14 protein-coding genes are annotated in these 15,632 nt (G+C 73.7%); 4 read left to right on the forward strand and 10 right to left on the reverse strand.

Features of this window, described 5'->3' with window-relative positions:
- Window positions 1-74: 74 nt before the first annotated feature.
- The 7 genes from A3862_RS23330 to A3862_RS23365 form a co-directional block, all read right to left on the reverse strand.
- Window positions 75-1,010 carry a ferredoxin--NAD(+) reductase gene (locus tag A3862_RS23330; protein ID WP_085987674.1) on the reverse strand — a complete coding sequence of 312 codons (936 nt, stop codon included), beginning with the start codon at window positions 1,008-1,010 and terminating at the stop codon, window positions 75-77.
- 29 nt (window positions 1,011-1,039) lie between these two features.
- Complete coding sequence (locus A3862_RS23335; protein ID WP_043352571.1) at window positions 1,040-1,408, reverse strand: hypothetical protein; 369 nt, start codon at window positions 1,406-1,408, stop codon at window positions 1,040-1,042.
- 108 nt (window positions 1,409-1,516) lie between these two features.
- Window positions 1,517-1,681, reverse strand: a complete 165-nt coding sequence (locus tag A3862_RS32155; RefSeq protein WP_236961462.1) for a hypothetical protein — start codon at window positions 1,679-1,681, stop codon at window positions 1,517-1,519.
- Window positions 1,682-1,983: 302 nt separating this feature from the next.
- Window positions 1,984-4,860, reverse strand: a complete 2,877-nt coding sequence (locus tag A3862_RS23345; RefSeq protein WP_236952982.1) for an EAL domain-containing protein — start codon at window positions 4,858-4,860, stop codon at window positions 1,984-1,986.
- 302 nt (window positions 4,861-5,162) lie between these two features.
- Window positions 5,163-6,458, reverse strand: coding sequence for a M16 family metallopeptidase (locus A3862_RS23350; protein WP_043379741.1), 1,296 nt, complete (start codon window positions 6,456-6,458; stop codon window positions 5,163-5,165).
- 163 nt (window positions 6,459-6,621) lie between these two features.
- The gene (thrC, locus tag A3862_RS23355; protein WP_043379743.1) at window positions 6,622-8,034 is read right to left on the reverse strand and encodes a threonine synthase; all 1,413 of its coding nucleotides are present in this window, start codon (window positions 8,032-8,034) and stop codon (window positions 6,622-6,624) included.
- 593 nt (window positions 8,035-8,627) lie between these two features.
- Window positions 8,628-9,041 carry a DUF4864 domain-containing protein gene (locus A3862_RS23365; protein ID WP_043352578.1) on the reverse strand — a complete coding sequence of 138 codons (414 nt, stop codon included), beginning with the start codon at window positions 9,039-9,041 and terminating at the stop codon, window positions 8,628-8,630.
- A 452-nt stretch (window positions 9,042-9,493) separates the two neighbouring features.
- Here A3862_RS23365 and rutA point away from each other — a divergent pair, with 452 nt between their 5' ends.
- The 4 genes from rutA (at window position 9,494) to rutD (ending at window position 12,650) form a co-directional block, all read left to right on the forward strand.
- On the forward strand, window positions 9,494-10,588 hold the full coding sequence (gene rutA, locus A3862_RS23370) for a pyrimidine utilization protein A (protein WP_043756738.1): 1,095 nt from the start codon (window positions 9,494-9,496) through the stop codon (window positions 10,586-10,588).
- On the forward strand, window positions 10,588-11,349 hold the full coding sequence (rutB, locus tag A3862_RS23375) for a pyrimidine utilization protein B (RefSeq protein ID WP_043379752.1): 762 nt from the start codon (window positions 10,588-10,590) through the stop codon (window positions 11,347-11,349). The genes rutA and rutB overlap by 1 nt, the downstream gene beginning before the upstream one ends.
- A 114-nt stretch (window positions 11,350-11,463) precedes the next feature.
- Window positions 11,464-11,850 carry a pyrimidine utilization protein C gene (gene rutC, locus A3862_RS23380; RefSeq protein ID WP_043756735.1) on the forward strand — a complete coding sequence of 129 codons (387 nt, stop codon included), beginning with the start codon at window positions 11,464-11,466 and terminating at the stop codon, window positions 11,848-11,850.
- Complete coding sequence (gene rutD / locus A3862_RS23385) at window positions 11,850-12,650, forward strand: pyrimidine utilization protein D (protein ID WP_043379757.1); 801 nt, start codon at window positions 11,850-11,852, stop codon at window positions 12,648-12,650. The genes rutC and rutD overlap by 1 nt, the downstream gene beginning before the upstream one ends.
- A 9-nt stretch (window positions 12,651-12,659) precedes the next feature.
- Here the strand turns inward: rutD and A3862_RS23390 are convergent, their stop codons facing one another.
- From A3862_RS23390 to A3862_RS23400, 3 genes are all read right to left on the reverse strand, one after another.
- On the reverse strand, window positions 12,660-13,595 hold the full coding sequence (locus tag A3862_RS23390; protein ID WP_043756732.1) for a hypothetical protein: 936 nt from the start codon (window positions 13,593-13,595) through the stop codon (window positions 12,660-12,662).
- Window positions 13,596-13,732: 137 nt separating this feature from the next.
- A complete protein-coding gene (locus A3862_RS23395) occupies window positions 13,733-14,689 on the reverse strand; it encodes a glycosyltransferase family 2 protein (protein ID WP_043756730.1) in 957 nt (318 codons plus the stop codon).
- Complete coding sequence (locus A3862_RS23400) at window positions 14,686-15,603, reverse strand: glycosyltransferase family 2 protein (protein ID WP_236961463.1); 918 nt, start codon at window positions 15,601-15,603, stop codon at window positions 14,686-14,688. The genes A3862_RS23395 and A3862_RS23400 overlap by 4 nt, the downstream gene beginning before the upstream one ends.
- Window positions 15,604-15,632 lie beyond the last annotated feature (29 nt).

Here is a 15,632-nt window from a genome sequence, read left to right on the forward strand (position 1 = left end):
GGCTCAGGATCGGCCCCGTGCGGCCGGCCCGGCGCCGGTAGCAGCCGGACGCCGCCGCGTCGAGGCGACGGCGGTCAGTCGATCACGATCGGGTAGCAGCGGGCGCCCACCGCGGCGGCGAGCACCTGCACGGCGCCGACCGTCGAGACGTCGCCCGCCACGTGGACCACGTCGGTGGCGCGCAGGCTCGGCAGGTGGGCGCTGAGCGGGCCGGAGCGCACGTCCGGCGGCCGCTGGCGGCCGCGATCGGCGCAGAGCACGATCCGGCCGACGCCGGTGCGGCGCAGCCAGTCCAGGCTCTCGCGCATGTAGAGGTCCAGGGCGTCGCGGGCGCCGACGGCCAGGGCCATCTCGCGGGCGGGCTCGACGTAGCGGGCCGCCCGGGCGATCGCCCAGATCGCGCCGAAGCCGGCGCCGGCCGCCACCAGCACGAGGCGCCCGCCCCCGGGGCGGTACTGCCCCCGGCCGACCGGCCCCTTGAGGCGCACCGGCTGGTCGAGGCGGAGCGCGTCGAGGGGATCGCCCTCGGGGTCGCGGGCGACGTGGAACACCACGTCGTTGATCTCGGTCGTGCCGTCGACCCGCAGGGTCGGGGACAGCGTCAGGGTGGGCAGCCCCGCGAAGGTCACCAGCGCCTGGTGGCCCGGCTCGCCGGTGGGGCGCCGGGTCAGGGTCGCGACGACCTCGAGGATTCCGGGGCTGAGCCGGCGGATTTCCGTGACCGTGCCCTTGCGGACGGCCACGGGCGGCGGCGCCGCCGCCTCCTGGCCCTGGATCGGGGCGCCGGGGAGGGCCGGGCGCAGGGCCTCGGCCCTGGCCCGGCGGGCCGGATGACGGCGACCGGACGGTGCGGCGCTGCCCTGAGCGAGGCCCTGGCCGGCGAGCAGGTTGCCGGGCTGCGCCTGGAGCGGGGCGATCATGCCCTCGGCCAGCGCGGCCTCCAGCGGCGTATCGCCGGTCGAGACACGCACCGACCGACCGTTGACGACGAGCGAGCAGCGCGCCCCCATGGCTCTCCCCCGCATGCGCTTGTGACGGATCAGCGGGCGCGGATCAGGAGCGAGTCGACCAGGGCCGCCCAGCGCTCGCGGGTCGCGCGGACATCGTCGGTCGGGGCCGAGTCGGTGAGGAGCTGGCGCTGCGCCCGCAGCGACTCGACCTCCTGCCGCTGGGCCCGGAGCACCGCCTTCATCACCTGCAGCTCGGTCTCGAGGCGGGCGATCTCGTCGGCCTCGTCCAGCGCATCCGACGGATCGTCGAAGGCCTCGGGGGATGGATCGGCATGGCGGGGATCGCGGAGCGGCATCCGGGTCCGGGCCTGCTGCTCCAGCCGGACCGGCCGGGCCATCAGGCGGCGCACGAGGTCGGAGCCCCCTGCCTGCTGGTAACGCCGTGCCGCCTCGGCCATCCGACCATCCCCTTCCCGGGCGCTGAAGGGCCCGTCCATCCACAGGAGCTTGGTCGAACATGGTTAAGGGTGGCTTAAGCCGATCGGCGGCTTTCGCCGTTTCGGCCTTCAGGCCGCGTCCGCCTGCTGAATCGCGCGGGCGGCCAGCGCGTCGGTCTCGGTCCGGGCCCCCCGGACCTCCGGGGTGAAGTCCGCGCCGAGGCCCTGTTCCAGGGGCCACGGCAGGGCCGCGCCCACCGGCGCGCAGGGGGCGTCCTGCGTGCCGTAGGCCACGGGCCTTGCGTCCGAAGCCTGGAGCGCCGGCGCCGCGGTCTCCGGATGGTTCGGGCGGGCCCCCCGCCGGCCCGAGCATGGCCGTCGGCGTCAGCGTCTGCTCAGTCCTGTCCGCGGGGATGCGATGCGCCTGCGGGGCGACCTCGAACAGGCGGCCTCAGGGCAGGTCGGCCGTCCCGGCCATGGGCCGCACCTTCGCGAAGCCGTCCCGCACGAGCCTGACGTGGTCCGGAGTCATCGCATCCCCGGCCGCGATGGTGTCGGTGGCCGGCAGCACACCTGTCGGCCCCGCAGGAGGGATCTCAGGCCGCCTCAGGCGCCGCGCCGACGATCTGGCGGGCCTGCAGCATGGTCATCGGCTCGCCGAAGGCGGGGCCCAGCGCGTATTCGCAGCCGAGCCCGGCCAGCGCCTGGGCGTCGGCTTCCGATTCGCAGCCCTCCGCCACGATGGCGAGGTTCAACTCGCTCGCCATGCGGACGATGGAGCGCAGGATCGCGGTCTGCCCGGTGCCGATCTGGCGCACGAAGGTCGCGTCGACCTTGATCGTGTCGAAGGGGAAGCGCTGGAGATAGGAGAGCGCCGAGTAGCCGGTGCCGAAATCCGACAGGCACAGGCCGGCGCCGAGGTCGTGGATCCGGGCCAGCATCTGCGCGGCGTATTCCGGATTCTCCATCACGAGGCTCTCGCTGAATTCCAGCTTGAGCGAGCCGGGCAGGGCCCCGGAGCGGGCCAGCACGGTCTTCACGTCGTGCAGGAGGTCGTGGCGCAGGAGCTGGCGCGAGGACAGGTTGCAAGCCGCGAAGATCGGCGGCTCGACCTCCAGGGAGCGCTGCCAGGCGGCGAGTTCCAGCGCGGTGCGCTCCAGGGCGAAGATGCCGAGATTGACCACGAAGCCGCTCTCCTCGGCGAGCGGCATGAAGGTCGAGGCCGGGATGCGGCCGAGCTTCGGATGGTCCCAGCGCAGGACGGTCTCGAACCCCGCCACCGTGCGGTCCTCGAGGCGGACCACCGGCAGGAACAGCACCCGCAATTCGTTGCGCTCGATCGCCTTGCGCAGGTCGCTCTCCAGCATCAGCCGGTCGGAGCGGTCGGTGCGCATATGGGCGCGGAACACCTCGATGCGGTCGCCGCCGTTGCGCTTGGCCTGGATCATGGCGATCTCGGCGCTCTTGAACACCTCGTCGCGCTTCAGGTTGGCGCCGGCCTCGTAGAGGGCGAGCCCGATCGAGACGGTCAGAAAGATCTCCCGGTCCGCGTAGGTGATCGGCGTGGCGATCGCCCGGCGGATCATCTCGGCGAAGGCCAGGATCCGGTCGGGGTCGCGCTCCGACAGGAGGATCACCGCGAACTCGTCGCCCGCGACCCGGGCCAGGGTGTCCTGCGGCCGCAGCAGCCGGCCGAGCCGGCGCGACAGGGTCAGCAGGATCGAATCGCCGGCCGACAGGCCGATGGCGTCGTTGATGCCCTTGAACCGGTCGACGTCGAGCACGATCACGGTGGGCTTGAGGCGCTGGTCCTGGCCGGCGAAGGCGAGCGCCGCATCGAGCCGGTCGCCGAACAATTCGCGGTTCGGCAGGCCGGTGAGGCTGTCGTGCACGGCGTCGTGGAGCAGGCGCTCCTCGGCGGTCTTCACCTCGGTGACGTCCGCGATGGTGCCGACCACCCGAATCACCTCGCCGTCGGCGCCGATCACGGGCCGCGCCTTCAGCCGGTACCAGAAGAACGCGCCGGCCTCCGAGCGCAGGCGGAAATCGTGGACGATGCGGCCACGCCGCTCCTCGATCACCGTGTCGAGGGCCGCCGAGTAGCGCTCCACGTCGAAGGGGTGGAGCGCGCCGAGCCAGTTGGTGGCCGGCCCCTCCAGCGTCCCCCGGGCGAGGCCGAGCTGGCCCTCGATCTCGGGGCCGACGAAGACCCGGTCGGCGGGCACGTCCCAGTCGAACACCACGTCGCCGGCGCCGGTCAGCGCCAGCGCACGCCGCTCCGTGTCGGACACGAGGGCGTGGCTGAGCCCGCCCCCCGCGAAGGCGTGCTGGAGCACCGTGAAGCCGATCAGCATCACGATCAGCACGAGGCCGCCGATCAGCGCCGGCTGCACGAGGTCGCTGCCGATCTGGCCGGTGACCGCGAAGCCCGCCGCCGTCACCCAGACGACGAGGAGCAGCCAGGTCGGCACCAGCAGGATGGCGCGGTCGTAGCCGTTATGGGCGGCGAGGTAGACGATCAGCAGCAGGCCGATGCCGGCCACCGCCGCGATGGAGATCCGGGCCACGCCCGCCGCCACCGGCGGGTCGAACACCGCGAGCCCCACGAGGCCGGCCAGGAAGGCGAGCCAGAAGAACGCCACATGGCTGTAGCGCACGTGCCAGCGGGCGAGGTTGAGATAGGCGAACAGGAAGACCAGCAGCGTCGCCCCGAGCACCGCCTCCGCGGAGGCCCGGTAGACCCGCTCGGCCAGTTCGGTGACCGGGAAGACCCGCTGCAGGAAGCCGAAATCGATGCAGGCATAGGCGAGCACCGACCACGCGAGCGCGGCGGCGGCCGGGAAGATGATCGCGCCCTTGACCACGAACACGATGGTCAGGAACAGGGCCAGCAGGCCGCTGATCCCGATGATGATGCCCTTGTAGAGGGTCAGGCCTGCGGCCTTCCGGCGGTAGGCGTCCTGGTCCCAGAGGCGGAGCTGGGGGACGTTGGAGCCGCGCAGTTCGGCCACGTAGGTGACGGTGGCGCCGGGATCCAGCGTGATGGTGAACTGGTCGGCTTCCGGGTTCTCGTCGCGCTCCGGGCGGATGCCCTGGCTCGCCGTGATGGCGGCGATCCGCGAGCCGCCGAGATCGGGCCAGATCACCCCGGAATCCACCAGCCGGAAATGCGGGGCGACGAGGATGCGGTCGATCTGCTCGTCGGTGTCGTTGGTGAGCGCGAACACGATCCAGTCGGGCCGCGCGCCGGCGTCGCGGGCCTTCACGACGATGCGGCGGACGATGCCGTCCTTGCCGGGCGCCGTGGAGATCTGGATCAGGTCGCCGTCGGAGCGGTAGCGCTCGATCGCGGTGGTCAGGTCGATCACCGGCGCGTCGAGGGTGACGCGGACCGCTTCCACGGCCCGGGCCGGCCCCCCCAGCGCGAGGGCACCGACGAGACCGCCGACCAGGGACAGGAGGAGGGCGAGGATGCGCAAGGGTGTCTTGACTTCCGGCCGTGCGAGGTTCGGCGTCAGCCGCCCGGGCGGCCTTGATCGATAGGGGTGGGCCTCACCTGGGGCAAGGTCGCCCCGGGGCCGGTCCACCGCCCGCGGATCGCGCCCCTTTGCGGCCAAATCAAGTTGGGCGGGGCGGGGGGCGGCTCCGCGGCAGGATTCTGAGCGTCTCGGAACCGGTCCATCCCCCGCGCGCCCGCAGCCTGCGGTGCCCGCGTCGGCGGGCGCCTCGGGCTGCGGGGGAGCCGGATCCCTGTTCGCGGAGATCCGACCGCCTCTCAGGCCGCCCGGAGCGCACCCGCGATCTTGTCGAGGGCGGGCAGCTTGCGGATCGGGCCGATCGCCGCCAGCGTCGGCGTGCCCTGCAGCATCGCGGCCGCCGCGGCCCGGACATCCGCCACCGTGACGGCGTCGACCTTGTCGATCACCTCTCCGGCGGGGATCACCCGGCCCCAGGCCAGGATCTGGCGGGCGTTGCGCTCGATGCGCCCGCCCGGCGTCTCCAGCGCCGAGAGCAGCGAGACCTTGAGCTGCGCCTTGGCGCGGGCGATCTCGACGGCGTCGAGGTCGCGGGCCGCCCGGGCGGTGGCCGCCAGCGTCACGTCGACGAGTTCGGGCAGGTCCGCCCCGGCGGTGCCGGCGCCGATCCCGAACAGGCCGCAATCCGAGAAGGGCCAGTGGAAGGCCTGGATCTCGTAGGCGAGGCCGCGGGTCTCGCGCACCTCCTGCCAGAGCCGCGAGGTCAGGCCGCCGCCCAGCACCTGCGCGAACATGTGCAGCGCGTAGTAGCGGTCGTCCCGGAAGGAGAGGCCCGGCAGGCCGATCACCACGTTGGCCTGCTCGAGCTTGCGCGGCATCCGCCGCTCGCCGCCGCCGTAGACGCCCGGCACGGAGGCGGGGGCGGATTTGGCGGGCCGCCCCCCGAAATGGCGCTCGGCCGCCGCCACGATCGCCTCGTGGGTCACGGCCCCGGCGCCGGCGACGACGATGCGGTCCGGCGTGTATTCCCGGTCGAGATAGGCGCGGATGCCGGCCTCGTCGAAGCTCCGGATCGTCTCGGGCCGCCCGAGGATCGGCCGGCCGACCGGCTGGTCCGGGAAGGCGGCCTCCGTGAACGCGTCGTAGACCACGTCGTCGGGGGTGTCCTCGACGGCGGCGTATTCCTGCAGGATCACGCCCTTCTCCCGGGCGAGCTCGCCCGCGTCGAACACCGAATCGGTGAGGATGTCGCCGATCACGTCCAGGGCGAGGCCGGCATCCTCGCCCAGGACCCGGGCGGTGTAGCTCGTCCCCTCCGTGGAGGTGGCGGCGTTGATCTCGCCGCCGACATTCTCGATCTCCTCGGCGATCTTCTGCGCCGAGCGCGTCCGCGTCCCCTTGAACGCCATGTGCTCGATGAGGTGGGACAGGCCGGCCTCGTCGGCGCGCTCGTTGCGCGAGCCGGCCCCGACCCAGACGCCGAGGCTGGCGGTGGCGACCCCGGGCATCGGCTCGGTGACCACCGTGACGCCGTTGTCGAGCCGCGTGGTGCGCAGGGACGGCGAGGCGGCGTGCGTGGAGAAGTGCTGGTTCATCGACGGCTCGTCGTCGCGCGGGGTGCCGGATGCGGCGCGGGTCCCCTCTCCCGTGCGGGAGAGGGACAGGGTGAGGGGTGCGACCTCTCCGGACGGTTCTCGACCCTCACCCCAACCCTCTCCCGCTCGGGAGAGGGGGCTCGTCGCGCGACTCGCGCCAAGCTCACGCCCCCCTCGTGATGCGGGCGCGCTCGCGGATGAGCGTCTCCAGAGCGGCCTGGTCGTTGGCCACCCGGGTCAGGCGCTCGGGCCGGTCCATCAGGTCGGCGAGGTGCGGGGGCAGGGCGGGGCGCAGGCCGCCCGTGGCCTTGGCGACCGCGTCCGGGAATTTGGCGGGATGCGCGGTGGCGAGCGCCACCACGGGGGTCGCCGGATCCTGCTCCAGGAGCCGCCGCCCGGCCCGCACGCCGATGGCGCTGTGGGGGTCGAGCACCACCCCGGTGGCAGCCTGGGTCAGGGCGATTTCTTCCATCACGTCAGGCTCCGGCACCGCGACGGCGTCGAAGTCCGAGCGGACCGTGGCGAGAACCTCGGGGCTCAGCGAGAACCCGCCGGACTGCTTCAGCCCCGCCATCAGCCGCGACAGAGAGGAGGAATCGCGCCCCAGCGCCTCGAACAGCAGGCGCTCGAAGTTCGACGAGATCTGGATGTCCATGGAGGGCGAGGTGGTGGGCACCACGCCGCGCAGCTCGTAGGCGCCGTGCTCCAGGGTGCGCACCAGGATGTCGTTGGCGTTGGTGCCGATCATCAGCCGCCCGACCGGCAGGCCCATCTGCTTGGCGACCCAGCCGGCGAGCACGTCGCCGAAATTGCCGGTGGGCACCGCGAAGGAGACCGGGCGGTGCGGCGAGCCCAGCGCCACCGCGCTGGTGAAGTAGTAGACCGCCTGCGCGGCGACCCGGGCCCAATTGATCGAGTTGACGCCAGACAGCCGCACCGCGTCGGCGAAATCGGCGTGCTGGAACAGGGCTTTGACGAGGTTCTGGCAATCGTCGAACGTGCCGTCGACGGCCAGCGCGTGGACGTTCTGCGCCGGCACCGAGGTCATCTGCCGCCGCTGGACCTCCGAGACCCGCCCGTGCGGGTAGAGGATGAACACGTCGACCCGGTCGAGGCCGCCGAAGGCCTCCACGGCGGCCGAGCCGGTATCGCCCGAGGTCGCGCCCACGATGGTGGCACGGGCGCCGCGCTGGGTCAGCACGTGGTCCATGAGCCGCCCGAGCAGCTGCATCGCCACGTCCTTGAAGGCGAGCGTCGGCCCGTGGAAGAGCTCCAGCAGGAACAGGTTGTCGTCGAGCTGGGTCAGCGGGCAGACCGCCGGGTGGCGGAACGTCGCGTAGGCCGCGTCGATCATCCGGTCGAGGTCCGGACCGGCGACGTCGCCGTCGATCAGCGGGCGCAGTACGCACTTGGCGGCCTCCGCGTAGGGGCGGCCCGCCAGGGCGGCGATCTCCGGACGGCCGATCTGCGGCCAGGTCTGCGGCACGTAGAGCCCGCCGTCGCGGGCCAAGCCCGCCAGGAGCGCGTCCGAGAAGGAGAGCGGCGCGGCCGCGCCGCGAGTCGAGACGTGGAGCACAGGGTCCTCCGAGGGAAGGCGCTCCCTCTACACGATGCGGGCGGGCCTGTCGAAAGCTCCGGACGACGCGGCCGGTCCGCCCGGGGGGCCCGGCCTTTAACCGGGGCTGAACGGGCCGGTTCAGGGCCGGTTTCCCGGGCACGCCCTAGAGCCGGCGCACCCCGTGGCGCCCCAGCCGGCGGGGCGGATCGAGCCTCGGAGAGAGCCGACATGACCCGACTCATCGCCCTCGCGGGTGCCGCGGCGCTGCTGTGCGGCACCGCCGCCTTCGCGCAGGCCCCACCGCCGCCGCCCGGCGGCCCGCGGCCCGGCCCCGAGGCCGGCGCGCCACCCCGCCGCCGCCGCCCGGCGACCCGAGACGCGGCCCCGGGCCCGACGGGCCCCCGCCGCCACCTCCGCCGCCGCCGCCACCGCCGTCGCGGGCCGCCCATATCGTGCTGGAGCGCGGCGACGCGCGCCTCGACGTGAAATGCGCCGACGACGATTCGACGAAGGCCTGCGCCGACGTCGCCCTGCAGATGCTCGACAGGCTCGCGGCGTTCCGGCCCTGAGGCCGACAGGCCCGTGCCCGCCGCGACGGTGGCGGGCACCCCTCAGGCGCGCGCGCCGGGTGCCTTGACCAGGCGGCAGCCGGTGATGCGCCACTGCCCGTCCGCGTCCCGGGCGAGGCTGTACTCGGCCGTCCAGTCGATGCCGTACTCGTCCTGGATCGCCACCGACTGGACCACGCCCGCCTCGTCCGTGTCCCGCGCCTCGCCGAACACGAAGCTGCGGTGGCGGTAGACCGGACGATACTGGTTCCGGACCATGCCGATGAACAGGTCGGCATTCGGGAACAGGTCCCGGATCCCCGGCGCGGCCTGCTCGTAGGCGGTCTGCGCGTCGTCGCGGCCCAGCGCCTGCTCCTGCTTGGCGATCACCGCCCGGGCCGCCGCGCGCGCCGCCTCGTCGGCCACCGCCGGTCCCGCGAGGCCGAGGACGAGGAGCAGGACGGGCCACACGCGCATCGATGTCACTCCGGCAGGGTCGGATCGAGATTTATCATTGTCGTGTGAAGATGGTCTCCGCTCCGTCGACGGCAATCGATGCCCGACATCGCCGGTAATCTTGCCGCACGAAAGCTTGTCTCGGCGGGTCGGCGCGGCCGGACGGGACGCGCGCACGGGTTGAGCAGACATCGCGCCTCAGTTGTTCAAGCCGCTGGAAAGATAGGCATTTTCGCGCCGCACGGGCGCCGCGGGTTTGACCCTCCGCCGCGGTTTTGCGAGCCTCCGCGCGTCGACTCGGTTCCGGCGGAACCGACCGGACGGAGCGTGGGACGATGATGCAGAGCCATGCGGACGATCGCGCCGGCCCCCGAACCAGGCCGCCCTTGGACGCGATCCCGGACGCGGCCGCTCCGGACCGTGGAGCCGGGCCGGTGCCCGGAGCGGGGCCGGCGCCCGGAGCCGGGCCGGCCATGAGCGTCGGGGTGTTCATTCCGATCGGCAACAACGGCTGGCTGCTCTCGGAGAACGCCCCGCAGTACCGCCCGAGCTTCGCGCTCAACAAGGCGGTCACCCTGAAGGCGGAGGGCTACGGCCTCGACTTCGCCCTGTCGATGATCAAGCTGCGCGGCTTCGGCGGCAGGACCGAGTTCTGGGACCACAACCTCGAATCCTTCACCCTGATGGCGGGGCTCGCCGCCGTCACCACCCGGATCCGGCTGTTCGCCACCGCGGCGACTCTGTGCCTGCCGCCCGCCATCGTCGCCCGCATGGCCGCGACCATCGACTCGATCTCGGACGGGCGCTTCGGCCTGAACCTCATCACCGGCTGGCAGAAGCCGGAATACGACCAGATGGGCCTCTGGCCCGGGGATGAGTATTTTGCCAAGCGTTACGACTATTTAGCGGAGTATGCTCAGATTCTGCGCGATCTGTGGGAGACGGGTGTCAGCGACCGCAAGGGCACGTTCTTCCAGATGAACGATTGCCGGCTGAGCCCCCGTCCGCAGGCCCCCATGAAGATCATCTGCGCCGGCCAGAGCGGCGCCGGCCTGGCCTTCACGGCCCAGTACGCGGACTACAATTTCTGCTTGGGGAAGGGGCTCAACACGCCGACCGCCTTCGCCCCCGTGGTGGAGAAGCTGGCGGAAGCCAGCGCGCGGACCGGGCGGCGGGTGACGGCCTTCGCCCTGTTCATGATCATCGCCGACGAGACCGACGAGGCGGCGATGGCCACCTGGGCGCACTACAAGGCGGGTGCGGATTCCGAGGCGATCGCGTGGCTCGGCCTCCAGGGCGCGGCCGACACCAAGTCCGGCGGCGACACCAACGTGCGCCAGCTCGCCGACCCGGCCTCGGCGGTGAACCTCAACATGGGCACCCTGGTGGGCAGCTACGCCGGCGTGGCCGCGATGCTCGACGCCGTCATGACCATCGACGGGGTGGAGGGCGTGCTGCTGGTCTTCGACGACTTCCTCAAGGGCCTCGACGCGTTCGGGACGCGGATCCAGCCGCTGATGCGGTCGCGCCGGCACGTGACGGCGGCGCCGCTGCCCGAGGTGGCCTGATGGACGCCCCCGCCGGATATCGCGACCCGAACGGCCGCCACGGCGGCGTCATCCTGCCGGCCCGCCCGGAGCCGATCGCCTTCGATCCAGCGACCACGGTCCTGATCGTCGTGGACGTCCAGAACGCCTATGCCAGCCCGGGCGGCTACCTCGACCGGGCCGGCTTCGACGTGTCGGGCACGGGCCCGGTGATCGCCCGGATCGCCCGGGCGGTGGCGGCGGCCCGGGCCGCCGGCATTCCGGTCCTGTGGTTCCAGAACGGCTGGGACCCGGCCTATGTCGAGGCCGGAGGCCCGGGCTCGCCGAACTGGCACAAATCCAACGCCCTCAAGACGATGCGCCGGAATCCTGAAGCGAACACGCAGCTTCTCGCCAAGGGATCCTGGGACTACGCGCTGGTGGACGCCCTGAGGCCGGAGCCCGGCGACATCGTGATGGGCAAGCCGCGCTACAGCGGTTTCTACAACACGCCCCTCGACAGCACCCTGCGGGCCCGGGGCGTGACCACGCTGGTCTTCACCGGCATCGCCACCAACGTCTGCGTCGAGTCGACCCTGCGGGACGGGTTCCACCGGGAGTATTTCGGGATCGTGCTGGCCGACGCCACGCACCAGGCCGGGCCGGAGAGCCTGCACCACGCGGCGCTCGCCAATATCGAGACCTTCTTCGGCTGGGTCTCGGACGTCCCCGCCTTCGAGAGGGCCCTCGGGGCGCCTTCACCCGCTGCGGTTGACGCTGCCGGCGTCGACCTGGCCGGATAAGTGCATCGCGCATCCGGCCGGTGACCGGCAGGGTGCCCGAACGCCGCCGCGCTGCGGCCTCCCGCGCAGCCTGCAAGGGCCGGCCGACAGGTCGCGTGCGGGAGGCGCAGGGGAATGCCCAAGCAGGTCGTGATACCGCCGGGAACCGGCAAGCCGCTGGCCCCCTACGTGCCGGGCACGCTGGCCGACGGGGTCCTGTACGTCTCGGGCACGCTGCCGCTGGATGCGGATGCCCAGGTGGTCCATGTCGGCGATGCGGCGGCCCAGACCCGCCACGTGCTGGAGACCATCAAGGGTGTGGTGGAGGCCGCGGGCGGCACGATGGCCGACGTCACCTTCAACCACGTCTTCCTGGCGGACTGGGCCGACTATGCGGCGATCAACGCCGTCTACGCGGAGTATTTTCCGGGCGAGAAACCGGCGCGCTACTGCATTCAGTGCGGCCTCGTGAAGCCCGAGGCCCGCGTGGAGATCGCCTCCGTCGCCCATATCGGCCGCTGATGGCCAGGCGCGCGGCGGGGGCGGCCTCCCTCCATCACGCGGTGGCGGGCCCGGCGGACGGGCGGCCGGTGCTGCTCTCGCCGGGGCTCGGCGGCGGGGCCGGCTATTTCGCGCCGCAGATGGCGGCCCTGACCGCGCGGTTCCGGGTCGTCACCTACGACCATCGCGGCACCGGGCGCTCGCCCGGCCCCCTCGGGCCGGACCACGACATCCCCGCCATGGCGCGGGACGCGTGCGCGGTGCTGGACGAAGCCGGGATCGATCGGGCGGACGTGGTCGGCCACGCCCTGGGCGGCCTGATCGCCCTCCAGATGGCGCTGGACGCGCCCGACCGGGTCGGGCGGATCGTGGTGATCAACGGCTGGGATGCCCTGGACCCGGCCACGCGCCGCTGCTTCGCGGCCCGCCGGGCGATCCTGGCGGGGGGCGGCCCGGAGGCCTTCGTGCGGGCCCAGGCGATCTTCCTGTACCCGGCGCCCTGGCTCTCCGCGCAGGCCGAGCGCGTCGCCCGCGACGAGGCGCAGGCGCTGGCGCATTTCCCAGGCGCCGAGACCGTGCTGGCGCGCATCGCCGCCCTGGAGCGCTTCACGGTGGCGGAGCGTCTCGGATCGATCGGCCACGAGACCCTGGTGATGGCGGCCCGGGACGACGTGCTGGTGCCCTACACGCGGTCCGAGCGGCTGGCGGCGGCGCTGCCCAAGGCCCGGCTCGCCCTCGCCCCCGACGGCGGCCACGCCCACAGCGTCACCCGGCCCGAGGCGTTCAACCGGGCACTCTTGGACTTCCTCGACCGGGACTGAGCGTTTCTCCTACAGCCGCAGCGCGATCATCGGCAGCGCCACCGCGTCGAGAGCGGCGGCCAGCACCACGAGCAGGGCCGGCCAGCGCAGGGCCGCCGCGGTGCCGATCCGCCCCCGGGCGAAGGCCAGAATCGGCATCGGCGCCAGCGGCAGGAGGTCTCGGATCTGCAGCCCGCCGGGGCCGCCCGCCGGAGCGAGGGCCTGCGCCCCGACCATCAGCCAGAGGCCGAGCAGCGCGCCCCCCGAGAGCCACAGCCGCTCCGCCCGCGGGGGCAGGGGGCCGCGCCGCAGCGCGACCAGCGGCACCAGCAGCGCGACGGCCCAGAGCCCGGAGAGGAAACCGGGCAGCGGGACGGGCAGGGCCATGGGCCCGTGCCCGGCTCCGGCGGGGTGCGGCGTCCCGAGGCTCGCAGCCGAGAGGGCCGGCAGAAGGGCCGGCAGAAGGGCCGGCAAGAGGGCGAGTGCGGCGAGGGGCAGCCGCTCCCGGCAGGTGCGGGCAAGCCGTCCCGGCGGCGGGAACGGCACCAGCAGCATCCCGGCGAGGGGGGCGCAGGCCGGCCGCGCCAGCACCACCAGGGCGATCGCCAGCGTCGCTCCGGCGAGGCGCGCCGGCCTGTACCGGCCCGTCATCGGCCGGGGGCTGAGCAGCGCGGCGGCGAGGGCCGCCAGCGCGAGGACGAGCCCGTCCGGACCGGAGGCGGCCGCGAGGGAGGCCGGCCAGCACAGCAGCGCGAACAGCGCGGCCCGTCCCCGGGTCGCCACGGCCAGGGCGGCGACACCCAGGCTCAGGAACGCGGCGATGCGGGCGAGCCGGACGAAGGCATCGAGGGCGGACGGGGTCTCGCCGGGCTGACCGACCCACGCCAGCGCGAGGCAGACCGGGAGGCCGAGGCCCAGGAAGGCGCAGGCCCAGAACCGGCCGTCCCCGGCGAAGGTCAGGTTCACGGCCGCATCCGGTGCGGCGCCGCGGCCCCGGCCCGGCCGATGAGGCGGCAGGCGGATGTGACGGCGGATGTGAGCGGGGATGCGCGGAGGGCGCTTCGGGTCGCGTGCGGCATCGCCATCCCGCTCAGCCGGCCCGCTCAGCCGGCGGCCCGCGCGCGCGCGGACCCCAGGAGGTCCGGCACGAGCCCCGGCAGCGCCGCGGCCAGGAGGCCCGCCGCCCGCAGGACCTCCGCGGCCTCCCCGGGGGAGCGGCGGGCGAGGGCCAGGGCGAGCCGCAGGGGCACCTGCGCGCCGAAGCTCGCCGCCGTCAGGGCGAGGGCCGCGGCGACGCCGTGGTGCTTGCCGGCATAGAGGATCTGGCTGCGCAGGAAGTAGAACAGCCGCCGCGCCCGCACCTGCCGGGTCGTGCCCTGGCCGAGATGGCGGGCGACCGCCCCGGCCACGTGCCGCACGGAAAAGCCCGCCGCCCGGGTTCGGGCGCAGAGGTCGGCATCCTCCCAGTAGACGAAGAAGCGCGGGTCGAAGCCGCCGAGCATCCGGAACAGGTCGCGGCGGATCATCAGGAAGGCGCCCATCACCTGGTCGACGGCGCGGTCCGCGGCATGGTCCCATTCGAGGAGGAAGTGCGGCCGCAGGAGGCCGAGGCGGTCCAGCGCCAGGGCGCGGCCGAGGAGGCCCAGCGCCGAGGGGGTCCGGGCGCAGGAGCGCGCGGTCCGCCCGTCGGGTTCGACGAGGCGCGCGCCGACGATCCCGGTCCGCGGGTCGGCCATCAGCGCGGCCAGAGCCACGCCGAGCGCGTCGGGCGCGACCTGCGTGTCCGGGTTGAGGAACAGGATCGCGGGGGCGTCGCCGGCGGCGGCGCCCTGGTCGCAGGCCCGGCCGAAGCCGAGATTCGTGGCGTTCCGGATCAGCCGGAGCGGGCGGGGCAGGGCGGGCAGGGTCTCGATGGAGCCGTCCGTCGAGGCGTTGTCCACCACGGTGACCTGCACGGCCGCGGCGTCCTGCGCGGCCGCGAGGCTCGTGAGGCAGGCGCGCAGCAGCCCGCCGCCGTTCCAGTTGACGATCACCACGTCGAGGGCAGGGCGGTCGGTCACGGCAGATCTCTCGGCTCATCTCTGGGCAGATCCCGGGGCGGCCCGAGGCGCCCGAGGGCGCCATCGCGGGCGGCCGCGAGGAGCCTGAGCAGCACGGCGGGCCGCCAGCCCGAATCCGCCCAGTACAGCCCGGCCTGGAGCGGCAGGTAGGCGGCCTGGGCGAGCTTCCAGCGCAGCGGCACGTGCGGCAGCCGCCACGCGTAGATCGCGTTGCGCAGATAGGTCCCCATGCGGAACAGGGGCTGGCGCGGCATCGCGATCCCGAAGGCGCGGATCGTCCCGCCGCCGACGCGGTGCGGGATCGCGACGGCGCGGGTCTGGTAGCAGCTGTAGCCGAGGCTCCAGGCGCGAAAGCACCATTCGAGCTCGACCCCGTCGATGAAGAAGTCGCCGCGGAAGGGCCCGACCCGGGCGAAGGCGGCGAGGTCGACGAGCGAGCCCGAAGTCGCCAGGAACTGCACCGGGGCGAGGTCGCCATGCCCCGGCGCGCCGGGACGGGGCGGGTAGGCGGGCGCCTTGTGGCCGGGCGCCGGGGCCGGGGCCGGGCCCACCACCGCCGCCGGGATCCCGGCCGCCCGCAGCCGGTCCTGGGCCGTCAGCAGCGCGGCGGCGAGATCTCCGGGCGGTTCGGCATCCTGGTCGAGGAGGAGGAGGGCCCCGGCGCCCGCGGCCTGGGCGGCCGCGGCGATCCGGTTGAGCGCCTCGGCGATGCCGAGATTCGTCCCCTCCGACAGCAGCGTGACGCCGGCCCGGGCGAGGCGCTCCGCCGCCCCGGCGGGGAGGCCGCCATTGTCGAAGGCGATCACCGCCGCGAAGCCGGCCGAGGCCAGGGCGCACAGGCGCTCCACCTGTTCCGGACCCGGCCGGAACAGGGTGACCCCGAGCATGAGGCGGCTGAGCCGCGGGTCAGGCACCGGTCGCGTCCCGGCGGCGATCGCGATCC

This window comes from Methylobacterium sp. XJLW (assembly GCF_003254375.1).
Classification (GTDB): domain Bacteria; phylum Pseudomonadota; class Alphaproteobacteria; order Rhizobiales; family Beijerinckiaceae; genus Methylobacterium; species Methylobacterium fujisawaense.